The 24,265-nt window shown below is 64.7% G+C and carries 22 protein-coding genes; 15 read left to right on the forward strand and 7 right to left on the reverse strand.

The features are described 5' to 3' along the window. Positions 1-3: 3 nt before the first annotated feature. The 6 genes from LQD11_RS03310 to LQD11_RS03335 all read right to left on the reverse strand — a co-directional run bounded on the left by LQD11_RS03310 (position 4) and on the right by LQD11_RS03335 (position 7,918). Positions 4-1,722 (reverse strand): potassium/proton antiporter, encoded by a 1,719-nt coding sequence (locus LQD11_RS03310; protein WP_238616255.1) that lies wholly within the window; start codon positions 1,720-1,722, stop codon positions 4-6. A 183-nt stretch (positions 1,723-1,905) separates the two neighbouring features. Beyond that, positions 1,906-4,380, reverse strand: a complete 2,475-nt coding sequence (locus LQD11_RS03315; RefSeq protein ID WP_238616256.1) for a heavy metal translocating P-type ATPase — start codon at positions 4,378-4,380, stop codon at positions 1,906-1,908. Between the two features lie 130 nt (positions 4,381-4,510). Beyond that, entirely contained in the window at positions 4,511-5,149 is a 639-nt protein-coding gene (locus LQD11_RS03320) for an OmpA family protein (RefSeq protein WP_238616257.1), read from the reverse strand. 145 nt (positions 5,150-5,294) lie between these two features. Further along, the gene (gene groL, locus LQD11_RS03325) at positions 5,295-6,935 is read right to left on the reverse strand and encodes a chaperonin GroEL (RefSeq protein WP_238616258.1); all 1,641 of its coding nucleotides are present in this window, start codon (positions 6,933-6,935) and stop codon (positions 5,295-5,297) included. 48 nt (positions 6,936-6,983) lie between these two features. After that, on the reverse strand, positions 6,984-7,274 hold the full coding sequence (gene groES / locus LQD11_RS03330; protein ID WP_008931806.1) for a co-chaperone GroES: 291 nt from the start codon (positions 7,272-7,274) through the stop codon (positions 6,984-6,986). Between the two features lie 128 nt (positions 7,275-7,402). Then, entirely contained in the window at positions 7,403-7,918 is a 516-nt protein-coding gene (locus LQD11_RS03335; RefSeq protein WP_238616259.1) for an FxsA family protein, read from the reverse strand. Positions 7,919-8,130: 212 nt separating this feature from the next. On the opposite strand from LQD11_RS03335, the gene LQD11_RS03340 reads away from it, so the two are divergent. The 14 genes from LQD11_RS03340 to LQD11_RS03410 all read left to right on the forward strand — a co-directional run bounded on the left by LQD11_RS03340 (position 8,131) and on the right by LQD11_RS03410 (position 20,129). Next, complete coding sequence (locus LQD11_RS03340; RefSeq protein WP_238616260.1) at positions 8,131-8,694, forward strand: thioredoxin family protein; 564 nt, start codon at positions 8,131-8,133, stop codon at positions 8,692-8,694. Then, the gene (locus LQD11_RS03345) at positions 8,691-10,016 is read left to right on the forward strand and encodes a TolC family protein (protein WP_238616261.1); all 1,326 of its coding nucleotides are present in this window, start codon (positions 8,691-8,693) and stop codon (positions 10,014-10,016) included. The genes LQD11_RS03340 and LQD11_RS03345 overlap by 4 nt, the downstream gene beginning before the upstream one ends. Beyond that, positions 10,016-10,798 (forward strand): efflux RND transporter periplasmic adaptor subunit, encoded by a 783-nt coding sequence (locus tag LQD11_RS03350; protein WP_276315654.1) that lies wholly within the window; start codon positions 10,016-10,018, stop codon positions 10,796-10,798. The genes LQD11_RS03345 and LQD11_RS03350 overlap by 1 nt, the downstream gene beginning before the upstream one ends. 36 nt (positions 10,799-10,834) lie before the next feature. Then, a complete protein-coding gene (cutA, locus tag LQD11_RS03360; RefSeq protein WP_238616262.1) occupies positions 10,835-11,155 on the forward strand; it encodes a divalent-cation tolerance protein CutA in 321 nt (106 codons plus the stop codon). After that, positions 11,152-12,954 (forward strand): protein-disulfide reductase DsbD, encoded by a 1,803-nt coding sequence (locus tag LQD11_RS03365; protein ID WP_238616263.1) that lies wholly within the window; start codon positions 11,152-11,154, stop codon positions 12,952-12,954. Before cutA ends, LQD11_RS03365 begins: the two co-directional genes overlap by 4 nt. Before the next feature lie 2 nt (positions 12,955-12,956). After that, complete coding sequence (locus tag LQD11_RS03370) at positions 12,957-13,526, forward strand: TlpA family protein disulfide reductase (RefSeq protein WP_238616264.1); 570 nt, start codon at positions 12,957-12,959, stop codon at positions 13,524-13,526. Positions 13,527-13,806: 280 nt separating this feature from the next. Continuing rightward, positions 13,807-14,250 carry a type II 3-dehydroquinate dehydratase gene (gene aroQ / locus LQD11_RS03375; protein WP_008931798.1) on the forward strand — a complete coding sequence of 148 codons (444 nt, stop codon included), beginning with the start codon at positions 13,807-13,809 and terminating at the stop codon, positions 14,248-14,250. 6 nt (positions 14,251-14,256) lie between these two features. Beyond that, the gene (gene accB, locus LQD11_RS03380; RefSeq protein ID WP_238616265.1) at positions 14,257-14,724 is read left to right on the forward strand and encodes an acetyl-CoA carboxylase biotin carboxyl carrier protein; all 468 of its coding nucleotides are present in this window, start codon (positions 14,257-14,259) and stop codon (positions 14,722-14,724) included. Positions 14,725-14,750: 26 nt separating this feature from the next. Then, positions 14,751-16,097 carry an acetyl-CoA carboxylase biotin carboxylase subunit gene (gene accC / locus LQD11_RS03385; protein WP_238616266.1) on the forward strand — a complete coding sequence of 449 codons (1,347 nt, stop codon included), beginning with the start codon at positions 14,751-14,753 and terminating at the stop codon, positions 16,095-16,097. Further along, complete coding sequence (gene prmA, locus LQD11_RS03390; protein ID WP_238616267.1) at positions 16,097-16,984, forward strand: 50S ribosomal protein L11 methyltransferase; 888 nt, start codon at positions 16,097-16,099, stop codon at positions 16,982-16,984. Before accC ends, prmA begins: the two co-directional genes overlap by 1 nt. A gap of 4 nt (positions 16,985-16,988) precedes the next feature. Then, a complete protein-coding gene (locus LQD11_RS03395; RefSeq protein ID WP_238616268.1) occupies positions 16,989-17,693 on the forward strand; it encodes a zinc-ribbon and DUF3426 domain-containing protein in 705 nt (234 codons plus the stop codon). Between the two features lie 92 nt (positions 17,694-17,785). Then, complete coding sequence (gene dusB / locus LQD11_RS03400) at positions 17,786-18,772, forward strand: tRNA dihydrouridine synthase DusB (RefSeq protein WP_238616269.1); 987 nt, start codon at positions 17,786-17,788, stop codon at positions 18,770-18,772. Then, the gene (gene fis, locus LQD11_RS03405) at positions 18,769-19,020 is read left to right on the forward strand and encodes a DNA-binding transcriptional regulator Fis (protein ID WP_008931792.1); all 252 of its coding nucleotides are present in this window, start codon (positions 18,769-18,771) and stop codon (positions 19,018-19,020) included. Before dusB ends, fis begins: the two co-directional genes overlap by 4 nt. A gap of 188 nt (positions 19,021-19,208) precedes the next feature. Next, positions 19,209-20,129 (forward strand): THxN family PEP-CTERM protein, encoded by a 921-nt coding sequence (locus tag LQD11_RS03410; RefSeq protein ID WP_238616270.1) that lies wholly within the window; start codon positions 19,209-19,211, stop codon positions 20,127-20,129. A 74-nt stretch (positions 20,130-20,203) separates the two neighbouring features. Here LQD11_RS03410 and prsT read toward each other — a convergent pair whose 3' ends face one another. Then, positions 20,204-22,999 (reverse strand): XrtA/PEP-CTERM system TPR-repeat protein PrsT, encoded by a 2,796-nt coding sequence (gene prsT, locus LQD11_RS03415; RefSeq protein ID WP_238616271.1) that lies wholly within the window; start codon positions 22,997-22,999, stop codon positions 20,204-20,206. 215 nt (positions 23,000-23,214) lie between these two features. Between prsT and LQD11_RS03420 the strand changes: the two genes are divergently transcribed. Then, the gene (locus LQD11_RS03420) at positions 23,215-24,261 is read left to right on the forward strand and encodes an efflux RND transporter periplasmic adaptor subunit (RefSeq protein ID WP_238616272.1); all 1,047 of its coding nucleotides are present in this window, start codon (positions 23,215-23,217) and stop codon (positions 24,259-24,261) included. Positions 24,262-24,265 lie beyond the last annotated feature (4 nt).

Raw genomic sequence — 24,265 nt, forward strand, 5'->3', positions numbered from 1 at the left:
TGTTCAACGGCTGAGTTTGAGACCCACCCGGGCGATCCTGTCCGCCGCCATCTCCCGCACCACCAGCTCCACCTCGCCGCACTGCAGCCGGTCCCCCACCACCGGCTGGGTGTTCAGGCGATCCAGGATGAATTCCTCCAGGGTCATGCCCTTGGCGGATTCAGGCAGCTTGAGGCCGTAGATCAGGGACAGATCCTCCACCTTGGCGTAGCCGTTGAGCACGAACTCGCCGAAGAACTTGCGTTCGGACAGGCGTTCCGGCGCCGAACTGGCCACGAACAGGCGATCCAGCACCTTCAGGTCATCGGGGGGGGCCAGCAGGTAGAGGTAATCCCCCGCCCGCAGGTCCAGCATGTCCAGGGTTTCCAGGATGACCTTGTCGCGGACATGGGCCACCACCCGCACGCTGCGCGGCAGGGTGAAGCTGGTCCATTTTTCCCGGACCACCGGGGTATTCTCCGCCAGCCGGTAAGCCACCAGTTCCAGCTCCTGTTGACCGGGGATATCCAACTCCACCCGCTGCACCATATGGGTGGTGGGCGGCACTTCCAGCCGCAGCCAGCGGGCCACCGGCGTGATGGTCCAGCCCTGGACCATCAACGAAATGATGACCACGAAGAAGACGATGTTGAACAGCATCCCCGCCGCCTCGATCCCCGCCAGCATCGGGAACAGGGCCAGGATGATGGGCACGGCCCCCCGCAGGCCCACCCAGCCGACGAAGACCTGCTCCCGCCAGGGAAAGTTGAAGGGCAGCAGACACAGCCACACCGCCAGGGGCCGGGCCACCAGGATCAGCACGGCGGCGATCAGCAGGGCATCCACGGCCACGGGCATCAGCTCCGAGGGTGTCACCAATAGCCCCAGCATCAGGAACATGCCGATCTGGGCCAGGCTGGCGATCCCGTCGTGGAAACGGTTCACGTACTGGGCGGCCTGCATGGGGCGGTTCCCCACCACCAGGCCCGCCAGATAGATGGCCAAAAACCCGCTGCCCTGCAGCACCGAGGCCAGGCCGAAGATGGACAGTCCTCCGGCCAGGGCCACCAGGGGATAGAAACCCTGGGAGATCTCCAGCCGGTTGATGAGCCAGACCAGTCCCAGGCCGCCGAGGATGCCCACCAGGGCGCCCAGCCCCATCTGGCGAATGAATTCCCACAACACGGTGAGCCCCATGTTGCCGTGGCCGCCCACCAGCAGTTCGATGAGCACGATGGTGAGAAAGATGGCCATGGGGTCGTTGGAGCCGGACTCGATCTCCAGGGTGGAGCCCACGCGCTGCTTCAGCTCAAGCCCCCGGGAATGGAGCAGGGAAAAGACGGCGGCGGCATCGGTGGAACCGACGATGGCCCCCAGCAGGAAGCCCAGCATCCAGTTGATCTCCAGCCACCAGGCGGCGAAGGCGCCGGTGATGCCGGCGGTGATGATCACGCCGATGGTGGCCAACCCCAGGGCCGGGCGCAGCCCCACCCGGAAGCTGTCGATGGGCGTGCGCATGCCGCCGTCGAAGAGAATGATGGCCAGGGCCAGGCTGCCGAACAGGTGGGCCATCTGGATATCTTCGAACTCGATCCCGCCCGGACCCTGCTCCCCCAGGAGCATCCCGATGAACAGGAACACCAGCAGCAGGGGGACTCCCAGGCGTCGCGTGATGACGCTGGAGAGGACGCTGCCCAACAGGATGAGGCTGCCGAAGAAGATGATTTGGTTAGTGAGGTCCATGCATAAACTTTATCAGCCTTATTAAAAAATGGCATGAGTTTAAAAATGTTCTGAACAGAGCCCCATCCCGCGCAAAAAAAAAGGGCCGGATATCCGGCCCCAAGCGTGCGAGAAGAGGAGAAATGCGACACACGCCTTAAATAATAATCTTTCTCATTATCATGTCAACCGATTTTTGGAAATTTATTCCGCCGGGGCAAAGCGCTTGAGTCGCAGCGCATTGGTCAGCACCGAGACCGACGACAGGGACATGGCCGCCGCCGCAAAGACCGGCGACAGCAACAGCCCAAAGAACGGGTAGAGCACGCCGGCCGCCACCGGCAACAGGGTGGCGTTGTAGGCAAAGGCCCAGAACAGGTTCTGCTTGATATTGCGGATGGTGGCCCGGGATAAGGCGATGGCATGGGCCACCTGGCGCAGATCGTCGGACATCAGCACCACCCCGGCCGATTCCATGGCCACGTCCGTACCGGAACCGATGGCCAGCCCCACGTCCGCCGCCGCCAGGGCCGGCGCATCATTGATGCCGTCGCCGACGAAGGCCACCTTGTCCCCGGAGGCCCGCAGACGCTGCACCGCGTCCACCTTGCCCTCCGGCAGCACCTGGGCCACCACCTCGTCAATGCCCAGCTGCCGGGCCACCGCCCGGGCCGTGCGCTCATCGTCGCCGGTGATCATCACCACCTTGAGTCCCAGGGACTTGAGACGGGCCACGGCCGCGGCCGACGACGGCTTGGGCGGGTCGGAGATCCCCAGCAGGGCCGCCGGTCGGTGATCCACCGCCACCAGCACCGGGGTACTCCCCTGCCCCGCCAGCCTTGCCACGGCTTCCTGGGCGTTTCCCAGGTCAACGCCCGCTTCGGCCAGGAAACGGGGCGAACCGATGATCAACGCATGACCGTCCACCCGGCCCTGAAGTCCGCGTCCGGTCAGGGACTCGAATCGCTCCACCTCAGGCAGGGTCAGCCCCCGCTCCCGGGCACCACGCACCACCGCCTGGGCCAGGGGGTGTTCCGAGCGGGACTCCAGGGCCGCCGCCAGGGTCAGGACCCGGGCCTCGTCCCAGTCCTCCAGCACCGTGATCCCGGTCAGTTCGGGCCGCCCCCGGGTCAGGGTGCCGGTCTTGTCCAGGGCCACCACCTGGACATCCCGCAGGGACTGCAGGGCATCACCGCCCCGGAACAGCACCCCCATCTCCGCCCCCTTTCCGGTACCCACCATGATCGAGGTGGGGGTGGCCAGCCCCATGGCGCAGGGGCAGGCGATGATGAGGACCGCCACCGCATTCACCAGGGCCAGGGTGAGTGCCGGCGCGGGACCGAAGAAGAACCAGACCAGGAACGTGACCAGGGCGATCCCCATCACCGCCGGGACGAAATACCGGGTCACCTGGTCCACCAGATTCTGGATCGGGAGCCGGGCGGCCTGGGCGGACTCCACCATGCGAATGATCTGGGCCAGCACGGTGTCCGAACCCACCCGCTGCGCCTTCAGGGTCATGGCGCCCTGGCCGTTGATGGTGCCGCCCACCAGGGCGGCACCGACCGGCTTGTCCACCGGTACCGGTTCGCCGGTGATCATGGACTCATCCACCCAGGACCGGCCTTCCTCCACCACCCCGTCCACCGGGATGCGCTCCCCCGGCCGCACCTGAACCCGGTCACCGGGCAGGACCTGATCCACGTCCACCTCGGTCCAGTCGCCGTCGCGCCAAACCCGGGCGGTGCGGGGACGCAGGCCCATGAGCGTGCGGATGGCCTCGGACGTGGCGCCCTTGGCGCGGGCTTCCAGATACCGCCCCAACAGCACTAAAGTGATGATCACCGCGGAGGCCTCGTAGTAGACGTGCACCGACTCCGCCGGCAGGATCCCGGGCAGGAAAGTGGCCACCACGGAATAGCCATAGGCGGCGGAGGTCCCCAGCATGACCAGGGAGTTCATGTCCGGCGCACCCCGGATCAGGGCCGGGCCGCCCTGGCGATAGAACCGTAGCCCCGGGCCGAACTGCACCCCGGTGGCCAGCAGGAAGAACAGCAGATACACGGTCTGGGTACCCAGCGCCCCATGCACCATGTGATGAAAGGCGGGGAAGACATGCCCCCCCATGTCCAGCACCAGAATCGGCAGGGTCAGGGCGGCCGCCAGGATCAGGGCGCGGCGCAACCGGGACAGCGTCTGCTTGCGCTCGATCCGCTCCCGGTCTTCCCGGTCCGGCCCGGCCTCGTGGACCCGGCTCTCGTAGCCGGCTTCGGTGATGCGCCGGGCCAGTTCCGCGGCGGAGAGGGCACCGGCGGGGATTCGCACCCGTGCCTGGCCGGTGGCCAGGTTGACCCTGGCCTCCAGTACGCCCGGGGTCCGCTCCAGCAGGGTCTGCACCCGGCTGCTGCAGGCGGCGCAGCTCATCCCGGAGACATCCAGGATCAGGGTATCTTCGGCCACGTCATAACCGGCCTCGCGGACGGCGTGGACCAGGGCGACGACATCGGGCGTGGTCGAGGTGGTGACGGCGGCCTTTTCAGTGGCCAGGTTGACGCTGACGGTATCGACGCCCGGAAGGGGTTTCAGGGCATCTTCCACCCGCGTGACGCAGGCGGCACAGCCCATGCCGGTAATGGGCAGGGTCAGTGTGCGGGAAGGGTCATGACTGGAACGGGACATGGGGCTTGCCGGAAAAGGGCCAGCGTCCAGATTAATGCCTGAGCGGGGCCCAAGGAAACTGCCCCGGTCGTTCTCCCCTCACCCCAACCCTCTCCCACAAGGGGAGAGGGGCTTTTACAGACGCTCTGACTTAGTTGACCCGCTCGGCCATCTCGATGCGGATCTCCACGCGCCGGTTGGCGGCGCGGCCTTCCGGGGTGGTGTTGTAGGCCACCGGACGATCATAGGCATAACCGGCGGTTTCCATCAGACGGGCCGGGATGCCGCGCTCGACCATGAAACGCTTCACGGACTCGGCACGATCCTTGGAGAGACGATCATTCAGTGCCCGGGAACCGGTGTTGTCGGTGTGACCACTGATCACCACCCGCTCCAGACGGGAACCGGCCTGACGGATCCGGTCGGCCACCCGGTTCAGTTCGGTGGCGGCGGCCGGGTTGAGCTGGTGGCTGCCGACGGCAAACAGCACCTCGGAACCCAGGGTAATGGTTTCATAGACGGGCTCCGGCGCAGGGGCTGGCGCCGCCGGGGCGGGGGGCGGAGCACGCTCGACGCGGGGCTCCGGCGCGGGAGCCACGAAACCGGCACAGCCTTCGATGGCGCGATCCAGGCTCCAGCGGGGCGTACGGACACACTCACCGGAACCATCACGCACCACGGTACCACGGGGGTCCGAGGCATAGCCGACGTCCGCAAGGGCCACCGGCGTCCCGGCCATCAGCACGGACGAGGCCAGTACCAGGGTGCCGGCAAAAGTTGTCTTACGCATGTCGTATGTTCTCCTGAAATAGGGCTGAAAAATGTGGCAGCGCCACACGCGCAATACTAACCCCAAACACAAAGCCCCGCACGAGGCGGGGCTTTGCTGCCGTTGCTAAAACGGCACGTCATTGCGGTGAATCAGGCCGCGGGGCTTACATCATGCCCATGCCGCCCATGCCGCCCATGTCGCCGCCGGGCATGGCGGGCTCGTTCTTCTTGGGCAGCTCGGCCACCATGGCTTCGGTGGTGATGATCAGACCAGCCACGGAAGCGGCGTTCTGCAGCGCGGTACGGGTCACCTTGGTGGGGTCCAGGATGCCCATCTCGATCATGTCGCCGAACTCACCGGTGGCGGCGTTATAGCCCTGGCTACCCTTGAGCTCGCGCACCCGGTTCATGACCACTGCCGGCTCTTCGCCGCAGTTGGCCACGATCTGGCGCAGGGGCTCTTCCATGGCACGTCTGGCGATGGCGATACCCATGTCCTGATCGTGGTTGAGGCCCTTGACCTCGCCCATGGCTTCCAGGGCGCGCACCAGGGCCACACCACCGCCGGGGACCACGCCTTCTTCCACCGCGGCACGGGTGGCGTGCAGGGCGTCTTCCACGCGGGCCTTCTTCTCCTTCATTTCCACTTCGGTGGCGGCACCCACCTTGATCACGGCAACGCCGCCGGCCAGCTTGGCCACACGCTCCTGCAGCTTTTCCTTGTCGTAGTCGGAGGTGGCGTCTTCGATCTGGGCACGGATCTGCTCCACGCGGGCCTTGATCTCGTCGTGCTTGCCGGCGCCATCGATGATGGTGGTGTTTTCCTTGGTGACCACGATGCGCTTGGCCATGCCCAGGTCATCGATGCTGGCCTTCTCCAGGGACAGGCCCACTTCTTCGGAGATGACCTGGCCGCCGGTGAGGATGGCGATATCCTGCAGCATGGCCTTGCGACGATCGCCGAAGCCGGGGGCCTTGACGGCGGCCACCTTGACGATGCCGCGGATGGAGTTGACCACCAGGGTGGCCAGGGCCTCGCCCTCGATGTCCTCGGCAATGATCAGCAGGGGCTTGCCGGACTTGGCCACGCCTTCCAGCACGGGCAGCAGGTCGCGGATGTTGGAGATCTTCTTGTCGTACAGCAGCACGAAGCAGTCATCCAGCTCGGCGCTCATGTTCTGCTGGTTGTTGACGAAGTAGGGGGACAGGTAGCCGCGGTCGAACTGCATGCCTTCCACCACTTCCAGGGCGTTTTCCAGGGAGGAACCTTCCTCCACGGTGATCACGCCTTCCTTGCCCACCTTCTCCATCGCACTAGCGATGATCTCGCCCACGGACTCGTCGGAGTTGGCGGAGATGGTGCCCACCTGGGCAATGGCCTTGCTGTCGGTGCAGGGCTTGGACAGGTTGGCCAGTTCGGCCACGGCCACGGTCACGGCCTTGTCGATGCCGCGCTTGAGGTCCATCGGGTTCATGCCGGCGGTGACGGCCTTCATGCCTTCGCGGACGATGGCCTGGGCCAGCACGGTGGCGGTGGTGGTGCCGTCACCGGCCACGTCGGAAGTCTGGGAGGAGACTTCCTTCACCATCTGGGCGCCCATGTTCTCGAACTTGTCTTCCAGTTCGATTTCCTTGGCCACGGACACGCCGTCCTTGGTCACGGTGGGGGCACCGAAGGACTTTTCCAGCACCACGTTGCGGCCCTTGGGACCCAGGGTGACCTTCACGGCATTGGCCAGGACGTTCACGCCCTTGACCATGCGGGCACGGGCGTCATCACCGAAGCGGACTTCTTTCGCGCTCATACTTGTCTCATCCTCTAAAATGTATTCTGTGTGGGGAGCAGGGCTGGATCAGCCTTCGATGACGGCCATCACGTCTTCCTCGCGCATCACGAGGAGTTCCTGACCGTCCACCTTGACCTCGGTGCCGGAGTACTTGCCGAACAGCACCTTGTCACCCACCTTCAGGTCCAGCGGGCGCACATCACCATTGTCCAGGCTCTTGCCCTTGCCCACGGCAACCACTTCGCCGCGGATCGGCTTCTCGGTGGCGCTGTCGGGGATCACGATCCCGCCGGGGCTGGTGCGCTCTTCTTCCATGCGCTTGATGATCACCCGATCATGCAACGGACGGATATTCATGGGCCTTGACTCCTTAGAAGCAGGTTTTGGATTGACTGTGTCTGATCCCAGGGGCTGTTAGCACTCCCCCTTGGTGAGTGCCAATAATAGGGGCGGACTTCCGGATGTCAAGGGGGGGGAGAGGCTGACTACTCCCGGTCCCGGTTGCGCTCCGGAGACTCCACCTCCGGGCGAACCGGCTCTTCCCGCTCCCATTCCCCTTCGATGGTGCGTCCACGGCCACCCTGCCCCGGCGGCTGCCGGCCCTGGGCCTGATACTGGGCATGGACATGGGCATGGGCGGCGAAGACCCCGCGCCGGATCATCCATGCCGCCAGCAATCGGCGGGTGAACGGGAGCAGGCAGGCAAAGCCGATGGCATCGGTGAAGAAGCCGGGCGTCAGCAACAGGGCACCGCCGATGACCAGGAAGAAGCCCTCCACCAGCTCCCGGGCCAGCAACTGCCCCTGATCCATGCTGCGCTGGACCCGGGTCAGGGTGGCGATCCCCTGCTGCTTGAGCAGGTAGGCACCGATCACGGCGGTGAGAATGACCAGGCCGACGGTGGGCCAGACACCGATGATTCCTCCCACCTTGATGAGCACGAAGATCTCGATCAGGGGGATGGTGAAGAACAGCAACAACAGGATGGGAAAGACGGGCATGATGGCGATATCCGTGAGTGGTGGATGAACGTCGGATACACCGACAGGTAGAAGGGTCACTTTGGCGGCCTGCCCCCATGAATTCAAGACATACCGTTCCCGTTTTTCGGGATCTCAAGCCGGAAACACCCACTTGCCAGCCACCCCCGGGATTGGGTAAAACACGGTTATTGACTTATTTCAATTGGAAATATGAAGCCTGGAGGCCAGTCATGCGCGTTAACGGATCACTGCCGGGGCGTCGGCTCGTCACGGGCCTGTGCCTGCTGGTCCTGCTGTGGAGCCTGTCCGCCCACGGCATGGAACGGGACCCTTACGAGCACTTCTTCCAGTTCACCTTCGGCGATTTCCAGGAAGAGCTGGACACCGCCCGGGAGGCGGGCAAGAAGGCGGTACTGATCTTCTTCGAGATGGACGAGTGCCCCTTCTGCCACCGCATGAAGGACACCGTCCTCAACCAGCCCGAAGTCCAGGATTTCTACCGCGAGCACTTCGCCGCCTTTGCCGTGGACGTGGAAGGCGCCATCGAGATCACCGACTTCCAGGGCAACCCCACCACCCAGAGCGAATGGGCGTTTCAGGAGAACCGGGTCCGGGCCACGCCGGTATTCCAGTTCTTCGACCTCGACGGTCGGCCCATCGCCCGCCTGACCGGCCCCACCTCGGGGACCGAGGAATTCATCTGGTTCGGCGAATATGTGGTCGAGGGCCATTATCGGGAGCAGCCCTTCAGCCGTTACCGGCGTGAACGTCAGGAGCAGGCGCGGGGGTCATGAGCCGACGCATCCTGCCCCTGCTGATCGCCCTGTGCCTCTCCGGCCCGGCCGGGGCCGACGCCCCCCTGCCCTCACCCCTGACCCTGGAGGCGGCACTGGCCCTGGCCGATCCGGCACACCCCCGCCTGGCCCTGGCCCGCGCCGGGCTGGACACCGCCCTGGCCGAACAGCGGCTGGCAAACAGCCGCACCGATCTGGAACTGGGCCTGCAACTCAACCCCCGCTGGGTGGAGCCCAATGACCTGGCGCCGATGCAGGACCATGACGACTCCCGGGCCATCCTGCACGCCCGCAAGACCCTCCATGACTTCGGCCGCACCCGACATCACCTGGCCGCCGCGGAATCCGCCGTGCAATCCGTGACGTGGGAACAGGATCATGTTCTGGCCGATCACCGCCTGCGGATCATGCAGGGCTTCTTTGAAGTGCTGCTGGCGGACCTGACCTACACCCGGGACAACGAGGCCATGGCGGTGACCTTTGTCGAACTCAACCGCCTGCGGGAGCGCCACGGGCTGGGACAGGTCTCCGATATCACCTTGATGGCCCAGGAAAGCCATTACCAGACGGCACGCCTGCAGCGGCTGGCCAGTCAGCAGCAGACGCGCATCACCCGCCAGCGCCTGGCGGCCCTGCTGGGACGGCCGGACCAAGTGCCCGGACGTCTGCGCACCCCGGCCCTGGCAGGCAATGACCGGGAATTGCCCGATGTGGACACCCTCTGGACATTGGCCCGGGAACACAACCCCCGACGCCGGTCCCTGCAGTTGGCCGTGGAGTCGGCCACGGCCCGGGTGGGCGCACAGCGGGCGGAGCGCAGGCCCACTCTGAGCGCCGAGGCCCAGGCCGCCTGGTGGCAGCGGGAGTTCGGCGGCGACCGCAATCCCCTCGCCATGGGGCTGGTACTGGACATCCCCCTCTACGACGGGGGCCGGGTGGACGCCCGCACAGCCCGGGAACAGGCCGGCCTGCACGAGGCCCGCGCCCGCCTGCGGGATTTCGACCTATCCCTGCGCCAGGCGGTGCTGGAGACCTGGCTGGAGATCCAGCGCCTCGGGATCCAGCGGGAACAGGCCCGAGTGCAGGCGGATTACCGCGACCTGTATCTGGATCGCAGCCGCAGTCTCTACGAAATGGAAGTGGCCACGGACCTGGGCGATGCCATGACCTGGCAATCGGAGGCCATGCTGTTCACCGCCGGTACGGAGTTCCAGCTTGCCCTGGCCTGGGCTCGACTGGCTCTCCTGACCGGCCAGACCACGGCAGACCCACTGGCACCGGAGCCATTTTCACCCGCGGCCGTGGGGGAGGAGGATTCGTGATGCGCTCCAAGACTCGCCCCGGCCCGGCCATCCTGCTGCTCCTGCTGGTGCTGACGGCCACGGCACCGGCACTCCAGGCCGAGGAGATCCCCGCCCGGCTGGCCTGGGCCGACCGCCTGGAACTGGGCACCCCCCTCTCCGGCACCATCACCCGGGTGCTGGTGAACCCGGGAGATCGGGTGCGCCGGGGCCAGCCTCTGCTAGAGATGGACACCCGTGCCCTGCAGGCGGAGGAACAACAGGCCCGCGCCCAGGAACACCGCCTGCGGCTGGCCAGGGACGAGGCCCGCCGGGAGCATGATCGAACCCGTGAGATGTACGACCGCACCCTCATCGCCGAACGGGAACTGGCCCTGGCCGAGATCGCCCGACGCATGGCCGAGGCGGAACATCAGGCGGCGCAGGCGGCCCTGACCCGGGTGCGGCTGGACCTGGAACATGCCCGGGTGACCGCCCCCATGGACGCCCGGGTGATCGCCCGCCATGTCGCCCCCGGACAGGTGATACACAATGCCCTGCGGGTACAGCCGCTGCTGACCCTGGCGGCGGACGGCCCCATGCTGGCGGTGGCGGACGTGGAGGCCGCCGTGCTCGACAGGCTTTCGCCCGGCACCGAGGTGGAGGTGCGCGTGGGAGACCGACGCCTTGCCGGACGGGTGCGGGGGCTGGGGCTGGAACCGGTGGACGAGTCCCTGCCCCGTTTCCGGCTGGAGGTGGTATTTTCACCGCCGGAGGCGCTCGGGCTGCGGGCCGGGTTGACGGCGGTGGTGATCTTGCCATGATTCCAAACCTGTTTCCGATCTGAAAAGGCCCACCCCATGAGCGACAAGTTGCTGATCCTCACCACCCTCAACGACCCGGTCCGTGCCCGCGAGATTGCCGGTGAACTGGTCAGGCGCCGTCTGGCGGCCTGTGTCAGCATCCTGCCCGCGGCCACCTCCGTCTATGTCTGGGAAGACGAAGTTCAGGAGGACGCGGAACACGTCCTGCTCATCAAGTCCCGGGCCGATTGCCTCGACACCCTGCAGCGGACCCTGCAGGCCCTGCATCCCTATGAACTTCCGGAGATCATCGCGGTTCCAATCACCCATGGCCTGGAAGGCTACCTGCGCTGGATAGACGACAACACCGACTCATGATGCGACGCTCACTGCGATTCCTGCTGCTGGCACTGCTGCTGCCCGCCCTCCCCGCCCTGGCCCAGTTCGGCATGGGAGACGAACTCCTGCCCCCGGACGAGGCCTTCGCCTTCGATGCCTACCTGGAGGATGAGGACACGGCGGTGGCCCGCTGGCGCATCGCCGAGGGCTACTATCTTTACGGTGCCCAGTTCCGGTTCGAGTCGCAGACCGAGGGCATCGAACTGGGCGAACCCCGCCGGCCCGCCGGCGTCATCAAGGAAGACGAATTCTTCGGCCAGGTGGAAACTTACCGTCATGACATCCGCGTCCACATTCCCCTTCTGCGCGGCGAGGATGCCCCCGACACCCTGATCCTCAAGGCCCGCTCCCAGGGCTGTGCCGACATCGGGGTGTGCTACCCCCCCCATTTCCAGACCGTCAGCCTGGATCTCACCGATATCCGCGGCCCCCAGGCCCCGGAACCCCGGCCCGCGACCGGCGGCCCGCCCGTGACGGAACAGGACCGCATCGCCGCCCAACTGGCGGACGGGCGCATCTGGCTGGTGGCCCTGGTGTTCTTCGGTTTCGGCCTGTTGCTGACCTTCACCCCCTGCGTGCTGCCCATGATCCCGATCCTGTCCAACATCATCGTGGGACAGAAGGATCTCACCACCCGCAAGGCCTTCTTCATCTCCCTGGTCTTCGTCCTGGCCATGGCGCTGACCTATACCGTGGCCGGGGTATTCGCCGGCCTGGCGGGGGCCAACCTGCAGGCGGCCTTCCAGAACCCCTGGATCATCGGCGGCTTCGTGGCCGTGTTCATCGCCCTGGCCATGGCCATGTTCGGCTTTTATGACCTGCAGATGCCCTCCGGCATCCAGACCCGGCTGTCCGCCCTGTCCGGCAAACAGCAGGGCGGCACCCTCATCGGCGCCGCGGTGATGGGCTTTCTGTCGGCCCTGATCGTCGGTCCCTGCGTCACCGCCCCCCTGGTGGGCGCCCTGCTCTACATCAGCCAGACCGGCGACGCGATACTCGGCGGCCTGGCCCTGTTCTCCCTGAGCATGGGCATGGGCCTGCCCCTGCTCGTCATCGGCACCTCCGCCGGCAAGCTGCTGCCCCGGGCCGGGGCCTGGATGGACGCCGTCAAGGCCGTGTTCGGCGTGCTGCTGCTGGCCATGGGCATCTGGCTGCTGGAGCGGGTGGTGCCCGCCCAGGTCACCCTGTTCCTGTGGGCCACCCTGCTCATCGTCTCCGCCGTCTACATGGGCGCGGTGAAGTCCCTGCCGGAGAACGCCGGCGGCTGGCGGGTGCTGTGGAAGGGGCTGGGTCTGGTGATCCTGATCTACGGGATTCTGGTCATGATCGGTGCCGCCTCCGGCGGCCGGGACGTGCTGCGGCCCTTGAGCGGCATCATCACCGGCACCTCGGCAGCGGTCCAGGCCGAACTGCCGTTCCGCCCGGTGGACAGCCTGGCGGACCTGGAACGGGAGCTGGCCCAGGCCCGGGAGCTGGGTCAGCCGGTAATGCTGGACTTCTATGCCGACTGGTGCGTGGACTGCGTGCGCATGAAGCGCACCACCTTCCAGGACGGCGACGTGGCCCGGGCCCTGTCCGGGGTCCGCCTGCTCAAGGCCGACGTCACCGCCAACACCGGCGACCACCGGGAACTGATGCGGGCCTTCAACCTGTTCGGCCCACCGGCCCTGGTCTTCTATGACGGACAGGGGCAGGAACTGGCCCATCAACGGGTGGTAGGCTACATGAACGCCCGCCAGTTCACCGACCATCTGCAACGTGCCCTGGGGAGATCCTGAGCATGTCATCACCACAATCCGGTCCTTCGCGCCGTTATCTGCTGCCGGTCCTGCTGGCGCTCGCCCTGATCTCCGGCACCGCGGCCGGTTTCGGTTTCAGCCTGTTCTCCTCCGGCAAGCAGGCCGACAGCGCGCTCACCGGGTCCGGGATGCTGGGCCAGCAACGCCCCGACTTTGTCTTGCCCGACATGCAGGGCCGGGAGCGCACCATCGCCGAATGGGACAATCAGGTGGTGCTGGTCAACTTCTGGGCCACCTGGTGCCCCCCCTGCCGCAAGGAGATGCCCACCTTCGTGGAGATACAGGAAGCACATGAGGCCGCCGGCTTCACCATCGTGGCGGTGGCCATCGACGAACATCAGGCGGTCCGGGACTTCATGGACACCTACATGGTGAATTTTCCGGTGCTCATCGGCGAGGACACCGCCATGGAAGTGGCGCGCCGCTACGGTAACCGCTTCGGCAGCCTGCCCTACAGCGTGCTGCTGGACCGGGAGGGTCGAATCCGGTATATCCATGCGGGTGAGCTGACGCGGGCGACGCTGGAGCGGGAACTGCGGCCCCTGCTGTGACGGCGCAATCCCGAGCGCGGCGATTCGCCGGCAGGCCGGCTCCCACGGTACACGAAGACCCACCGCAACCCGGACGAGCCCACGAAACCTCTCGGAAAATTATTAGAACATGCCGGAAACTTCGGCAAAAACCCCATAATCCGGCCCAGACCCTGGACACCACCCCAACCATGAGGCACAATCCCCTGCACCTTGGGGGTATTCATCTTTCCTGCGACTGACCGCGGTTTTCACCCCGCAAGGCCCGGCATTTTCCAGTCCTCGCGATGTTGTGAAGCCCATGGCCAAGTTCCTGCTGCTCAACGGTCCCAACCTGAACCTGCTCGGCACCCGCGAGCCGGGCGTGTACGGCAGCAGGACCCTGGATGACATCGTCCAGGCCCTGACCGAACAAGCCCGACAGGCCGGCCATGACCTGGACGCCTTCCAGTCCAACGCGGAACACGCCCTGATCGACCGTATCCACGCCGCCCGTCACGAAGGCGTGGACGGCATCCTGATCAATCCGGGCGCCTACACCCATACCAGCATCGCCCTGCGCGACGCCCTGCTGGGCGTGGCCATACCGTTCATTGAAGTGCATCTTTCCAACACCTTTGCCCGCGAGTCCTTCCGCCACCACTCCTACCTGTCCGACGTGGCCGCCGGTGTGATCATCGGCCTGGGCCCCCACGGGTATGCGCTGGCGCTGCAGGCCGCCATGCAACTGACCAACCGAAGCTGAGACGCCATGGATATCAGAAAAATCAAGAAACTGATCGAACTGCTGGAAGAATCCGGCATCAACGAGATCGAGATCCAGGAAGGTGAAGAATCGGTCCGCATCACCCGGGCAGCCCCCAACAGCGGCACCGCCTTCATGATGCCGCCCCAGCAGTACATGGTTCCCGGCACCGCGCCCGCCGCCGCACCGGCCGCGCCGGCACCGGCGCCCGCCGTGGAAGACAAGCCCGCCCTGCCCTCCGGCCACCAGGTCACCGCTCCCATGGTGGGCACCTTCTATCGCGCCCCCACCCCCGGCGCCCGCGCCTTCGTGGAAGTGGGCCAGTCGGTGAATGCCGGCGATACCCTGTGCATCATCGAAGCCATGAAGATGCTCAACCAGATCGAGGCCGACAAGGCGGGCGTGATCAAGGCCATCCTGGTGGAAAACGGTCAGCCGGTGGAATACGGCCAGCCCATGTTCATCATCGACTGAACGACGACCAGGGGCCAGACAAGCACATGTTCAACAAGATACTGATTGCCAACCGGGGTGAGATTGCCCTGCGGATCCTGCGGGCCTGTCGCGAGATGGGCATCAAGACCGTGGCGGTGCATTCCGACGCGGACCGGGATCTCAAGCACGTGCGCCTGGCGGACGAGTCGGTGTGTATCGGCCCGGCCCGTTCCATCGACAGCTATCTCAACATCCCCGCCATCATCAGCGCCGCCGAGGTCACCGACGCCGAGGCCATCCACCCCGGCTACGGTTTTTTGTCGGAAAACGCCGACTTTGCCGAACGGGTGGAATCCAGCGGCTTCGTCTTCATCGGCCCCCGGGCCGATACCATCCGCCTGATGGGTGACAAGGTCTCCGCCAAGGACGCCATGATCGCCGCCGGCGTGCCCTGCGTCCCCGGATCCGGCGGCGCCCTGGGGGACGATCCGGAAGAGAACCTGGCCCTGGCGCGCAAGATCGGCTACCCGGTCATCATCAAGGCCTCCGGCGGCGGCGGCGGCCGCGGCATGCGGGTGGTGCACTCCGACGGCGCCCTTATCAACGCCATCTCCCTGACCCGCAACGAGGCGGCCTCCGCCTTCAACAACCCGACCGTCTACATGGAGAAATATCTGGAGCGCCCCCGGCACGTGGAGATCCAGGTGATCGCCGACGAACACGGCCACGCGGTCAGCCTGGGAGAGCGGGACTGCTCCATGCAGCGCCGTCACCAGAAGGTGATCGAGGAGGCCCCGGCCCCCGGCATCACCGAAGAACAGCGCCGCGCCATCGGTGAGCGCTGCGCCGACGCTTGCCGTCGGATCGGTTACCGGGGCGCGGGCACCTTCGAGTTCCTTTACGAGGACGGGGAGTTCTACTTCATCGAGATGAACACCCGCGTGCAGGTGGAACATCCGGTGACCGAGATGGTGACCGGCATCGACATCGTGCGGGAACAGATCCGGGTGGCCGCCGGCGAACCGCTCAGCTTCACCCAGGAGCAGGTCAAGATACAGGGCCACGCCATCGAATGCCGCATCAACGCGGAAGATCCGGCCACCTTCATGCCCTCCCCGGGGACCATCGGCCAGTACCACGCCCCCGGCGGCCCGGGCATCCGCGTGGATACCCACATCTATAATGGCTACAAGGTACCGCCCTACTACGACTCCATGATCGGCAAGCTCATCAGCTACGGGGCCACCCGGGAGATCGCCCTGGCACGCATGCGCGGGGCACTGTCGGAGATCGTGATCGAGGGCATCAAGACCAACATCCCCCTGCACCGGGATCTGATCAACGACGTGGCCTTCCAGAACGGCGGCACGGACATCCACTACCTGGAAAAGAAACTCAAGGCACAGAGCTGATGATCCAGATCACCCTTCCGGCCACGGCCGAGCAGACCGACACCGCGGAAGACGCCCTGCTGGATCTGGGGGCCATCTCGGTCATGCTGCGGGATGCCGGGGACTTCCCCCTGCTGGAACCCCTGCCAGGGGAAACCCCCCTGTGGCCGGATACCCTGGTGACCGGACTGTTTGCCGCCGATGCCGACATCCCCGGCCTCACCGCCGCCCTGGCCCGGACGCTGGGTCTGGAGCCGGCCCGCATCCACCACGAGATCCTGCCGGACCAGGACTGGGTGCGGGCCTGCATGGATGACTTCAAGCCCATCCGCTTCGGGGAGCGCCTGTGGATCGTGCCCACCTGGCACGAGGCACCGGACCCCCGGGCGGTCAACATCCGCCTGGACCCCGGTCTGGCCTTCGGCACCGGCACGCACCCCACCACCGCCATGTGCCTGGGCTGGCTGGACCGCCACGCCCCCGTGGACCAGGAGGTACTGGATTACGGCTGCGGCTCCGGCATCCTGGCCATCGGCGCCCTGGCCCTGGGTGCCCGCCATGCCTGGGGCGTGGACATCGACCCCCAGGCCATGACCGCCACCCGGGAGAATGCCGAGCGCAACGGCATCGCGCCGGAGCGACTGCACGCGGTACTGCCCGACGCCCTGCCGGACGAGATCCGCTTCGACCTGACCATGGCCAACATCCTGGCCGGCCCCCTCATCGCCCTGGCCCCGGCCCTGGGCCGACGCACCCGGGCCGGGGGGCGCATCATCCTCGCCGGATTGCTGGACCGTCAGGCCGAGGAAGTTGCCTCCGCCCATGCGCCCTGGTTCGAGATGAGCGTGGCCGACCGGCAGGACGGCTGGACCCTGCTGCAAGGCGTCCGGCACAGCGACACGAGCTGATTCCATGCTCGCCTGCTGCCCCCATTGCCGGCACCGATTCCCCGTCACCGACGCGGAGCGGGAAGCCTGGGGCGGCCGGGTGAGATGCGACAGCTGCCGCCGGGTATTCGACATCCGGATGGCCGGGGACGAGCCGCCGGAAACCCCTCCCGAGCCGGCCCCGGAACCGGAAGCCCCCCTGATGATCCCGGCCGTCCTCAAGGACGACCTGGCCAGGGCGCATGCCCCCCCTCGATCCGTGTTCGGCACCCTGGCCTGGAGCCTGGCCTGCCTGGTCCTGATCCTCGGACTGATGGCGCAACTGGCCTACCATCAGCGGGAATGGCTGCTGACACACCCGGAACTGGAGCCCTGGGTACGCCAGGCCTGCGACCGGCTCGGCTGTCCGCTGTCGCCGCGCACCGACCCGGCCTCCCTGCATCTGGTCGGTCGACAGGTCCACAGCCATCCCGGTCACCCCGATGCCCTGATGATCACCGGTCGCCTGGAAAACCGGGCCGACTTTCCCCAACCCTGGCCGATTCTGGAACTGGTCTTCATGGACATCATGGGCAACCCGGTGGCCGCGCGGCGATTTTCTCCCGAGACCTATCTGGTCCACCCCCCGGAGGGACTCATGCCGCCGACACAGCCGGCGGAACTCCGCCTGGACGTGGAGGACCCGGGTCCGGCGGCGGTGTCGTACCGGTTCCGTTTTCTTGCCCCCTGACCCGCCGCCCGGGAGCAGGGGTTTATAGCCCGCCCCCCACTGGGTATCATGGGCGATTCGGCGCAAGCCCCGCATCACACCCCTCAAGACCCATGCACATCGGACCCCACACCGTCGACCCGCCACTGATCCTCGCGCCCATGGCGGGCATCACCGACCGCCCCTTCCGTCAACTGTGCCGACAGCAAGGCGCCGGCCTGGCGGTGTCGGAAATGGTCCACTCGGACATGAGCCTGTGGGGGACCACCAAGTCCCGCCTGCGCCTGGACCAGGACGGCGAGATCGGCCCCCGCAGCGTCCAGATCGCCGGCTATGATCCGGAGATGATGGCCGAGGCCGCCCGGGCCGCCGTCGACCTGGGTGCCCAGATCATCGACATCAACATGGGCTGCCCCGCCCGCAAGGTGGTCAACCGCAGTGCCGGCGCCGCCCTGCTGGCCGACCCGCCCCGGGTGGCCCAGATCCTGGCGGCCGTTGTCGCCGCCGTGCCGGTGCCCGTCACCCTCAAGATCCGCCTGGGCGTCGACCGGGATCACATCAATGCCCCCGACATCGCCCGCCTGGCCCGGGATCACGGCATCCGGGCTCTCACCGTCCACGGCCGCACCCGCGCCTGCGGCTTCAAGGGGACCGTGGACTACCAGGCCATCGCCCGGGTCAGGCAGGCGGTGGACATCCCCATCATCGCCAACGGCGACATCCGCACCCCCGAGCAGGCCCGGCGGGTACTGGAGATCACCGGCGCCGACGCCCTCATGATCGGCCGCGGCGCCCAGGGCCGTCCCTGGCTGTTCCGGCAGATCCAGCACTACCTGACCCACGGCGAGCACCTGCCCGATCCCACCCCGGCCCAGGTCCATGCCCTGCTGCAGGCCCACCTGAGCCATATGTACGATTTCTATGGAGAAAGCCTGGGGGTGCGCACCGCCCGCAAGCACATCGGCTGGTATCTGGACGGCCGTCCCGGCGCCGCCGACTGGCGACCCCGCATCCTGCGCGCCCCGGATCGCGCCACCCAGCAACAGCTGATCACCCGCTACTTCCAGTCGCTCCCCCAAGGCGAGGAAATTGCCGCATGACCCACGAGATCAAGGGAGAGAGTGAAACCCTGGCCAAGGCCGTGCACCAGGCCCTGGACGACTACTTCGCCCACCTGGACGGCCACGAGCCGGACAACGTCTATCGACTGGTGATGGAAGAGGTGGAGCGCCCCCTGCTGGCCTCCGTGCTCAGGCACTGCGACGGCAACCAGAGCCGGGCGGCGCAGTATCTGGGGTTGAACCGGGGGACATTGCGGAAGAAGTTGCGGCAGTATGGGTTGGTGTGAGCACTGTCGGAGGACTTGACAAGAACAGCCCCCAACCAAGCATTAAAGCTTGGAAAACAGCCAACTCAAAGGAAAAAATTGTTTTCTTTCAATAACTAAATCCGTAACCAACAACTTGGCGCGCTTGGTGCTTTCCATTCACATGGAAAATGATCCAAAACCATTTCACTCCAGGGGGAGCGGCAACAATGAAAAGCGCCACAAGATACGCAATACTTGCAGGGTTCGCACTGGGAGGAGTTGCCGGTCAGGCACTGGCATCCCCCTACATCACCCAATGGCGGGTGACGGTTGATACCTTCTTCGACACGGCCACCATTCAACCCAGCACCGGAATCCAGTTTTCAGCTGATGGATTGTCATTGAACTGGGGTACAGGCGTTAACGGGGGGCCTCGCAGCGGCTTTGACATCCTTTACGGCTCAGCCCCCGATTTTGACGGAGCCCGACCGTCAGTCACCACGGTCACTACCTCCATAGAAACACCGCCGGAACAGACTCCCGTGCCTAACGTCTCCGTCCGGCACAGAAATCAGCCCATCACAGGGACATCACTGCAAAGTGTCGATATTCTTTCTCGCCTTACACTGACTCCCCTGGATCCGATTACCGGAGCTGACCTAGGTCCGGTGGAACAGACTTTCAAAATCAGCTTCCTCGAAACACCGAATGATCCAGGTTCAACGTGCGCCGATGGAAGCGGCAGGTTTAGCGATCCGTTGAACGCGAATGGCTGTGCCGATATTTTCGTGATTGACCAAAGCTCCATCAATTTTGAATTCCAGTATGCCAGCATTATCGACGATGGACTTGGCGGTCTTTCGTTCAGCGAAGATGACACCCAAACTTACTTCATCAGCTTCCTGGAAGTCACGGGCGGCTTGCAGACACTGTCTAGCGGTGCCTGCTTGGCCGTTACTGGTAGCTCGGCCCCCTGCATCGGCTTTCGGACTGCAGAGGCACAGGATACGGTTTTTCAGTTCGGCACGGTCATCTCCACCACCCCGATACCTTTCAATGTGCCCGAACCGGGTAGCCTGGCCTTGCTGGGACTGGGTTTAGGCGCCATGGGTATGATGCACCGCCGTAGACGCAGCATCGTTGCCTGAGGCATTCCAACGACGGACTGGAAAGCCAGCGGGGCGACTCTATGAGTCGCCCCGCTGGCTTGTGGGTACATTTTTCACTGTAGACGAGCAAGCATTTCTTCCGCCCGTCGACGCTCTGAAAATTCTCCGGCGTCCGCTAAAATCCCGCGCAAGACCGTAACAGCCTCCCCTTGGCGTCCGTTGCGCTCCAGGGCCACGGCATAGTGATAGCCGATTGAAGCCTCATTTGGCAGTGCCTCGCGGGCCTCTCGAATCAAAGCAAGGGCACGCCTCTTGTCCCCATGATCCAGCATCGCCATGCCGTATGTATCCTTGATATTAGGATCGCCCGGCTGCAATTGATGAGCCCGTTCGGCAAGTTCGAGGGAGCGTGCATCACCGGCAAGCTGATATATATAAGCCAAGTTGTTCAGTGCCACGGGGTTGTCCGGAAAACGCTCAATCAGATACTCATAATCCTCCCGGGCAGCCGCATAATCACCTGCTCCCAGCAGGCTGGTCGCCAACATCATGCGTGACGGATGATCCTCGGGATAATTCTCCAGGTGCGCACGCATCTGCTCACGGGCTCCGGCCGTGTCACCGGCACGCTGCCTGGCTTCGAAACGCTTCAGGGCAACTTCAGTGGAAACCTGGACATTGTAAGAGGAAGCATAAGCTTGGGCTGCCCGGGCGAACTCCCCCTGTGTGGCAAGGATGTCACCTTCCATGAGATATCCAGCTGCCCGGGCCGATTCCAACCCCTGCATGCGACGTGCCAGCATCATAGCCTCCCTGTCACGTCCTTCCTGACGCTCCAGGCGAGCCAGCGTAAGAAGTGCAGCGGCATGATTTTCATCCCGCTCCAGCGCCCGCCCTAGGGAACGCCGCGCGTCATCAAAGCGACCAGTCTGCCCCTGCGCCTGAGCTAGACGGAAATACACCTCAGGGGACTCCGGGCGCAATTCGGCCAAACGACTCAAGGTGATGATGCCGAGATCCATCAGACCGGCCGCAAGCTGAGCCACGGACAAAGCCTCCAGCAACGGCACATTATCCCCATGACGTTCGCGAACTCCATCCAATACCGAGAGGGCCGATTCCGGCTCACCTGCTTGCAGATGGTGGCGAGCAAGGATGATGCGGGGTTCCAGGGCATTCGGCGCCACGTTCACCGCCCTCCGCAGGAGGGGCACTGCCCGAGCCGAATCACCTTGCTCCACCTCAAATTCCGCCATAAGTAACAGTAGACGCACACTGTCGGGGTTGGCCTTCAGGCCAGACTCCAGCACTTCGCGGGCCTGATCCGCACCTTCCATTTGCAGCTTGAGCACGGCCAGATTGCGAGTAGCCGTGATGTTGCCCGGATCCAAGCGACGGGCCGTCTCAAAGGCTGCGATACCATCCTCGGCGCGTCCAAGTCCGAACAAGGCAGCGGCTCGCAAATTTTGAACCGAAGCTGCCTGGGGATACTGCACGGCAAACTCATCCGCCCTGGCGAGCGCCTGTTCAAATCGGCGTTCCTCCAGCAGGCGCACTACGCCCACCAACTTCAGGCCCTCCACCTCGGGGAGCATCTCGCTCAGGGCCTCAAGCTCACGAAAGCCACCCACGCGATCACCGCTCCGCATCAACGAACGGGCCAAGTTCATACGTGCCGACGAGGACTCGGGATCCAGGTCGACGCGACGACGCAGCAAATCGATACTGGCCTGGGTATCGCCGCGGGTCGCCTGCACGCTGGCCATCAAATCCAGAGCGATCCGGTCCGCCTGATCTTCGGCCAGAACACGCCGGAGCAGGACCTCCGCGTCATCCACCTGCCCTGCTTGCATGCGCACCGCCGCCAGTAGGCGATTGGCAGCTGCCGATTGAGGGTCAAGACGAAGATATCGGGACAGATGGGTATCTGCCTGCTGGATATTACCCAGGGCAAAATGGCTGGCCCCGGCATAGAAACGGGCCGACAGAAAATCCGGGTTGAGACGCAGGGTCTCTTCCAGCGCGCTTACGGCCGCCCGATGATCTTGCTCATAAAAGCCGAGCAGCCCCGTGACGTAAGCAGTTGCCGGCAGGTCCGGCCCCAACCGGCGTAAGGCCGCCAGATCGTCCTTTGCACCGCTCCAGGATTGCAGTGCCACACGGGTGAGGGCACGGTTGAAATAACCCATGTAGGGGCTGGGTGTCGCATTAATCACCTGGGTATACGCCTCTTCGGCCTCCTCCAACCTCCCCTCACTGCGATGGATATCACCCAGCAGAGACCAAGCCAAGGCATGTTCGGGGGCCTCCGCCAGCGCCTCGGCTAACAGGGCTTTGGCGCGATCCATATCGCCTCGCAGCGCAGACACCTGAGCCATGAAACTCAAGGCAAGTGCGTTGGCGGAGTCTTGCTCAAGCACCGCCTCCAGCGAGGCAACGGCCGAATCCAGGTCGTTCATACCCAGATGGGCGCGAGCCAGCAGCATATGAAAACCCGCTGGATCATCAAAGTCCTCAGCCTTGTGGGCCTGGAGTTGCGCGCGCGCCGTTTGAATATCACCCTGCATCAAGCGTGCACGGGCCAAATAAATCACTGCCTCGGGATCGTTCCAGCCCATGGCCTGAGCCCGGGAAAATTCCGACAACGCCGCGGCCGCCTCACCCAATTCCAGATGGGCACGCCCCAGTTGCCAGCGTGCCTCCACATGATCCGGATTGGCCTGCAACAGGTTGCGGTACTCGATAATCCCGGCCCGTACCTCACCCGAAGCCAGATAGGCTTGGGCCCGTTCCAGCCGCTCTTCCTCCGTAAGAGTGGCTTGGCCGCAACCGGAGACCCACATCGTTCCCGAGACCAACAGACCAGCCAAAGTCAGTCTTACAGATCTGGTGAGACACTTCTGATCCATGGCGATACCTCCAAGTGGCCGCTTGTTCAAATAGCTGCGATTCGGATGAGCATACGCCTTCACAGCCTAACGAGAAACAGTCCCACACAAAGATATCCAGAAAAGATAATTTTACGCTATGCCTTTTCCGGTGATCATCAGCGAATCAACAAACCCGCAAGCCTCACGGTGTTTCCAGAGGCTATACTGGTCAAGGGAAATCATCGGAACACCACATGAACGTCGATATCCTGCAGGGCAACACCATGATTCGGGGCTTGGTCAGCACTTGCCTACTGATGCTCCTAGCGTTATCGATGGAAATGACCATGGCGGGGGAAAAGCCCATCACCACACGCTCCCTGCATGACATTGGATTCCATCCGGTGCGCAGCGCCCCAGCCACCGCACTGAGTCTTAACGATACCCAGGTAAGCGCTGAGATTCATGGCGTACTACAGGAGGTTCTCGCGCGGGTGGGGGAAAACGTGGCGATGGGCGCACTGCTGGCACGACTTGATTGCGAGGAACATGCCCTAGACCTCCAGCAAGTCCGAGCCATGACCCAGGCCGCGCGGGCAGACGCCGAGTTCGCACAGTTTCAATTGGGAAGAGCCCAAGAACTGGCACGCCGACAGGCCGTATCTGCCGAGCTCCTGAACGAGCGCCAAGCTCAGGCCTCGCGTACCCGGGCCGAGGTGCTGCGACTGGAGGCAGCGACCCGTGCTACTCAGCGGCGTGTCAGCCTGTGTGAGATTCGGGCCCCATTCGATGCCGTGGTCATCGAGCGCTTGGGCAGCATCGGTGAGTTAGTGCAACCCGGCACTCCCATTGCACGGATCCTAGACGCCCGGGACCTGGAGGTCAGCGGCAACATCCAGCAGCAGGATTTGCCCGCCCTGCAGGCTGCGGGGGGAATCCGGTTCGTCGCCGCCGGCATTCATTATCCGGTTGAGTTACGCGCCATTTCACCCATCGTGGACCAACGACTTCGCAGCGTGGATGTGCGCTTTGTATTTACTGAAGAATTCGCCCGGCCAGGTCAGGTAGGGCGCATTGAGTGGATTACAGATTTGCGTCACGCGCCTGCTGACCTGCTCATACGACGTGACCCAGGCCTTGGAATCTTCGTGGAAGAAGATGGACACGCCAGATTCATTCCCATTCCTGGTGTGCGTGAGGGGCAACCCCCTCCGCTGGACCTGCCCGATGACACCCGACTGATCGTAGATGGACGTTTTGGCCTGCAAGACGGTGATCGCGTCAGCGTCATTTCCCCTTGACCGG

The sequence above is a fragment of the Ectothiorhodospira shaposhnikovii genome (assembly GCF_022227765.1).
Classification (GTDB): Bacteria; Pseudomonadota; Gammaproteobacteria; order Ectothiorhodospirales; family Ectothiorhodospiraceae; genus Ectothiorhodospira.

Bases quoted from the DNA above. Each gene is read 5' to 3' on its own strand.
- fis (WP_008931792.1), top strand. From the start codon at position 18,769: ATGACCCACGAGATCAAGGGAGAGAGTGAAACCCTGGCCAAGGCCGTG.
- LQD11_RS03310 (WP_238616255.1), bottom strand. From the start codon at position 1,722: ATGGACCTCACTAACCAAATCATCTTCTTCGGCAGCCTCATCCTGTTG.
- aroQ (WP_008931798.1), top strand. From the start codon at position 13,807: ATGGCCAAGTTCCTGCTGCTCAACGGTCCCAACCTGAACCTGCTCGGC.
- LQD11_RS03340 (WP_238616260.1), top strand. From the start codon at position 8,131: ATGCGCGTTAACGGATCACTGCCGGGGCGTCGGCTCGTCACGGGCCTG.
- prmA (WP_238616267.1), top strand. From the start codon at position 16,097: ATGATCCAGATCACCCTTCCGGCCACGGCCGAGCAGACCGACACCGCG.
- LQD11_RS03315 (WP_238616256.1), bottom strand. From the start codon at position 4,380: ATGTCCCGTTCCAGTCATGACCCTTCCCGCACACTGACCCTGCCCATT.
- LQD11_RS03335 (WP_238616259.1), bottom strand. From the start codon at position 7,918: ATGCCCGTCTTTCCCATCCTGTTGTTGCTGTTCTTCACCATCCCCCTG.
- LQD11_RS03320 (WP_238616257.1), bottom strand. From the start codon at position 5,149: ATGCGTAAGACAACTTTTGCCGGCACCCTGGTACTGGCCTCGTCCGTG.
- LQD11_RS03365 (WP_238616263.1), top strand. From the start codon at position 11,152: ATGATGCGACGCTCACTGCGATTCCTGCTGCTGGCACTGCTGCTGCCC.
- accC (WP_238616266.1), top strand. From the start codon at position 14,751: ATGTTCAACAAGATACTGATTGCCAACCGGGGTGAGATTGCCCTGCGG.
- LQD11_RS03420 (WP_238616272.1), top strand. From the start codon at position 23,215: ATGAACGTCGATATCCTGCAGGGCAACACCATGATTCGGGGCTTGGTC.
- LQD11_RS03410 (WP_238616270.1), top strand. From the start codon at position 19,209: ATGAAAAGCGCCACAAGATACGCAATACTTGCAGGGTTCGCACTGGGA.
- cutA (WP_238616262.1), top strand. From the start codon at position 10,835: ATGAGCGACAAGTTGCTGATCCTCACCACCCTCAACGACCCGGTCCGT.
- LQD11_RS03350 (WP_276315654.1), top strand. From the start codon at position 10,016: ATGCGCTCCAAGACTCGCCCCGGCCCGGCCATCCTGCTGCTCCTGCTG.
- dusB (WP_238616269.1), top strand. From the start codon at position 17,786: ATGCACATCGGACCCCACACCGTCGACCCGCCACTGATCCTCGCGCCC.
- accB (WP_238616265.1), top strand. From the start codon at position 14,257: ATGGATATCAGAAAAATCAAGAAACTGATCGAACTGCTGGAAGAATCC.
- LQD11_RS03370 (WP_238616264.1), top strand. From the start codon at position 12,957: ATGTCATCACCACAATCCGGTCCTTCGCGCCGTTATCTGCTGCCGGTC.
- LQD11_RS03345 (WP_238616261.1), top strand. From the start codon at position 8,691: ATGAGCCGACGCATCCTGCCCCTGCTGATCGCCCTGTGCCTCTCCGGC.
- prsT (WP_238616271.1), bottom strand. From the start codon at position 22,999: ATGGATCAGAAGTGTCTCACCAGATCTGTAAGACTGACTTTGGCTGGT.
- groES (WP_008931806.1), bottom strand. From the start codon at position 7,274: ATGAATATCCGTCCGTTGCATGATCGGGTGATCATCAAGCGCATGGAA.
- groL (WP_238616258.1), bottom strand. From the start codon at position 6,935: ATGAGCGCGAAAGAAGTCCGCTTCGGTGATGACGCCCGTGCCCGCATG.
- LQD11_RS03395 (WP_238616268.1), top strand. From the start codon at position 16,989: ATGCTCGCCTGCTGCCCCCATTGCCGGCACCGATTCCCCGTCACCGAC.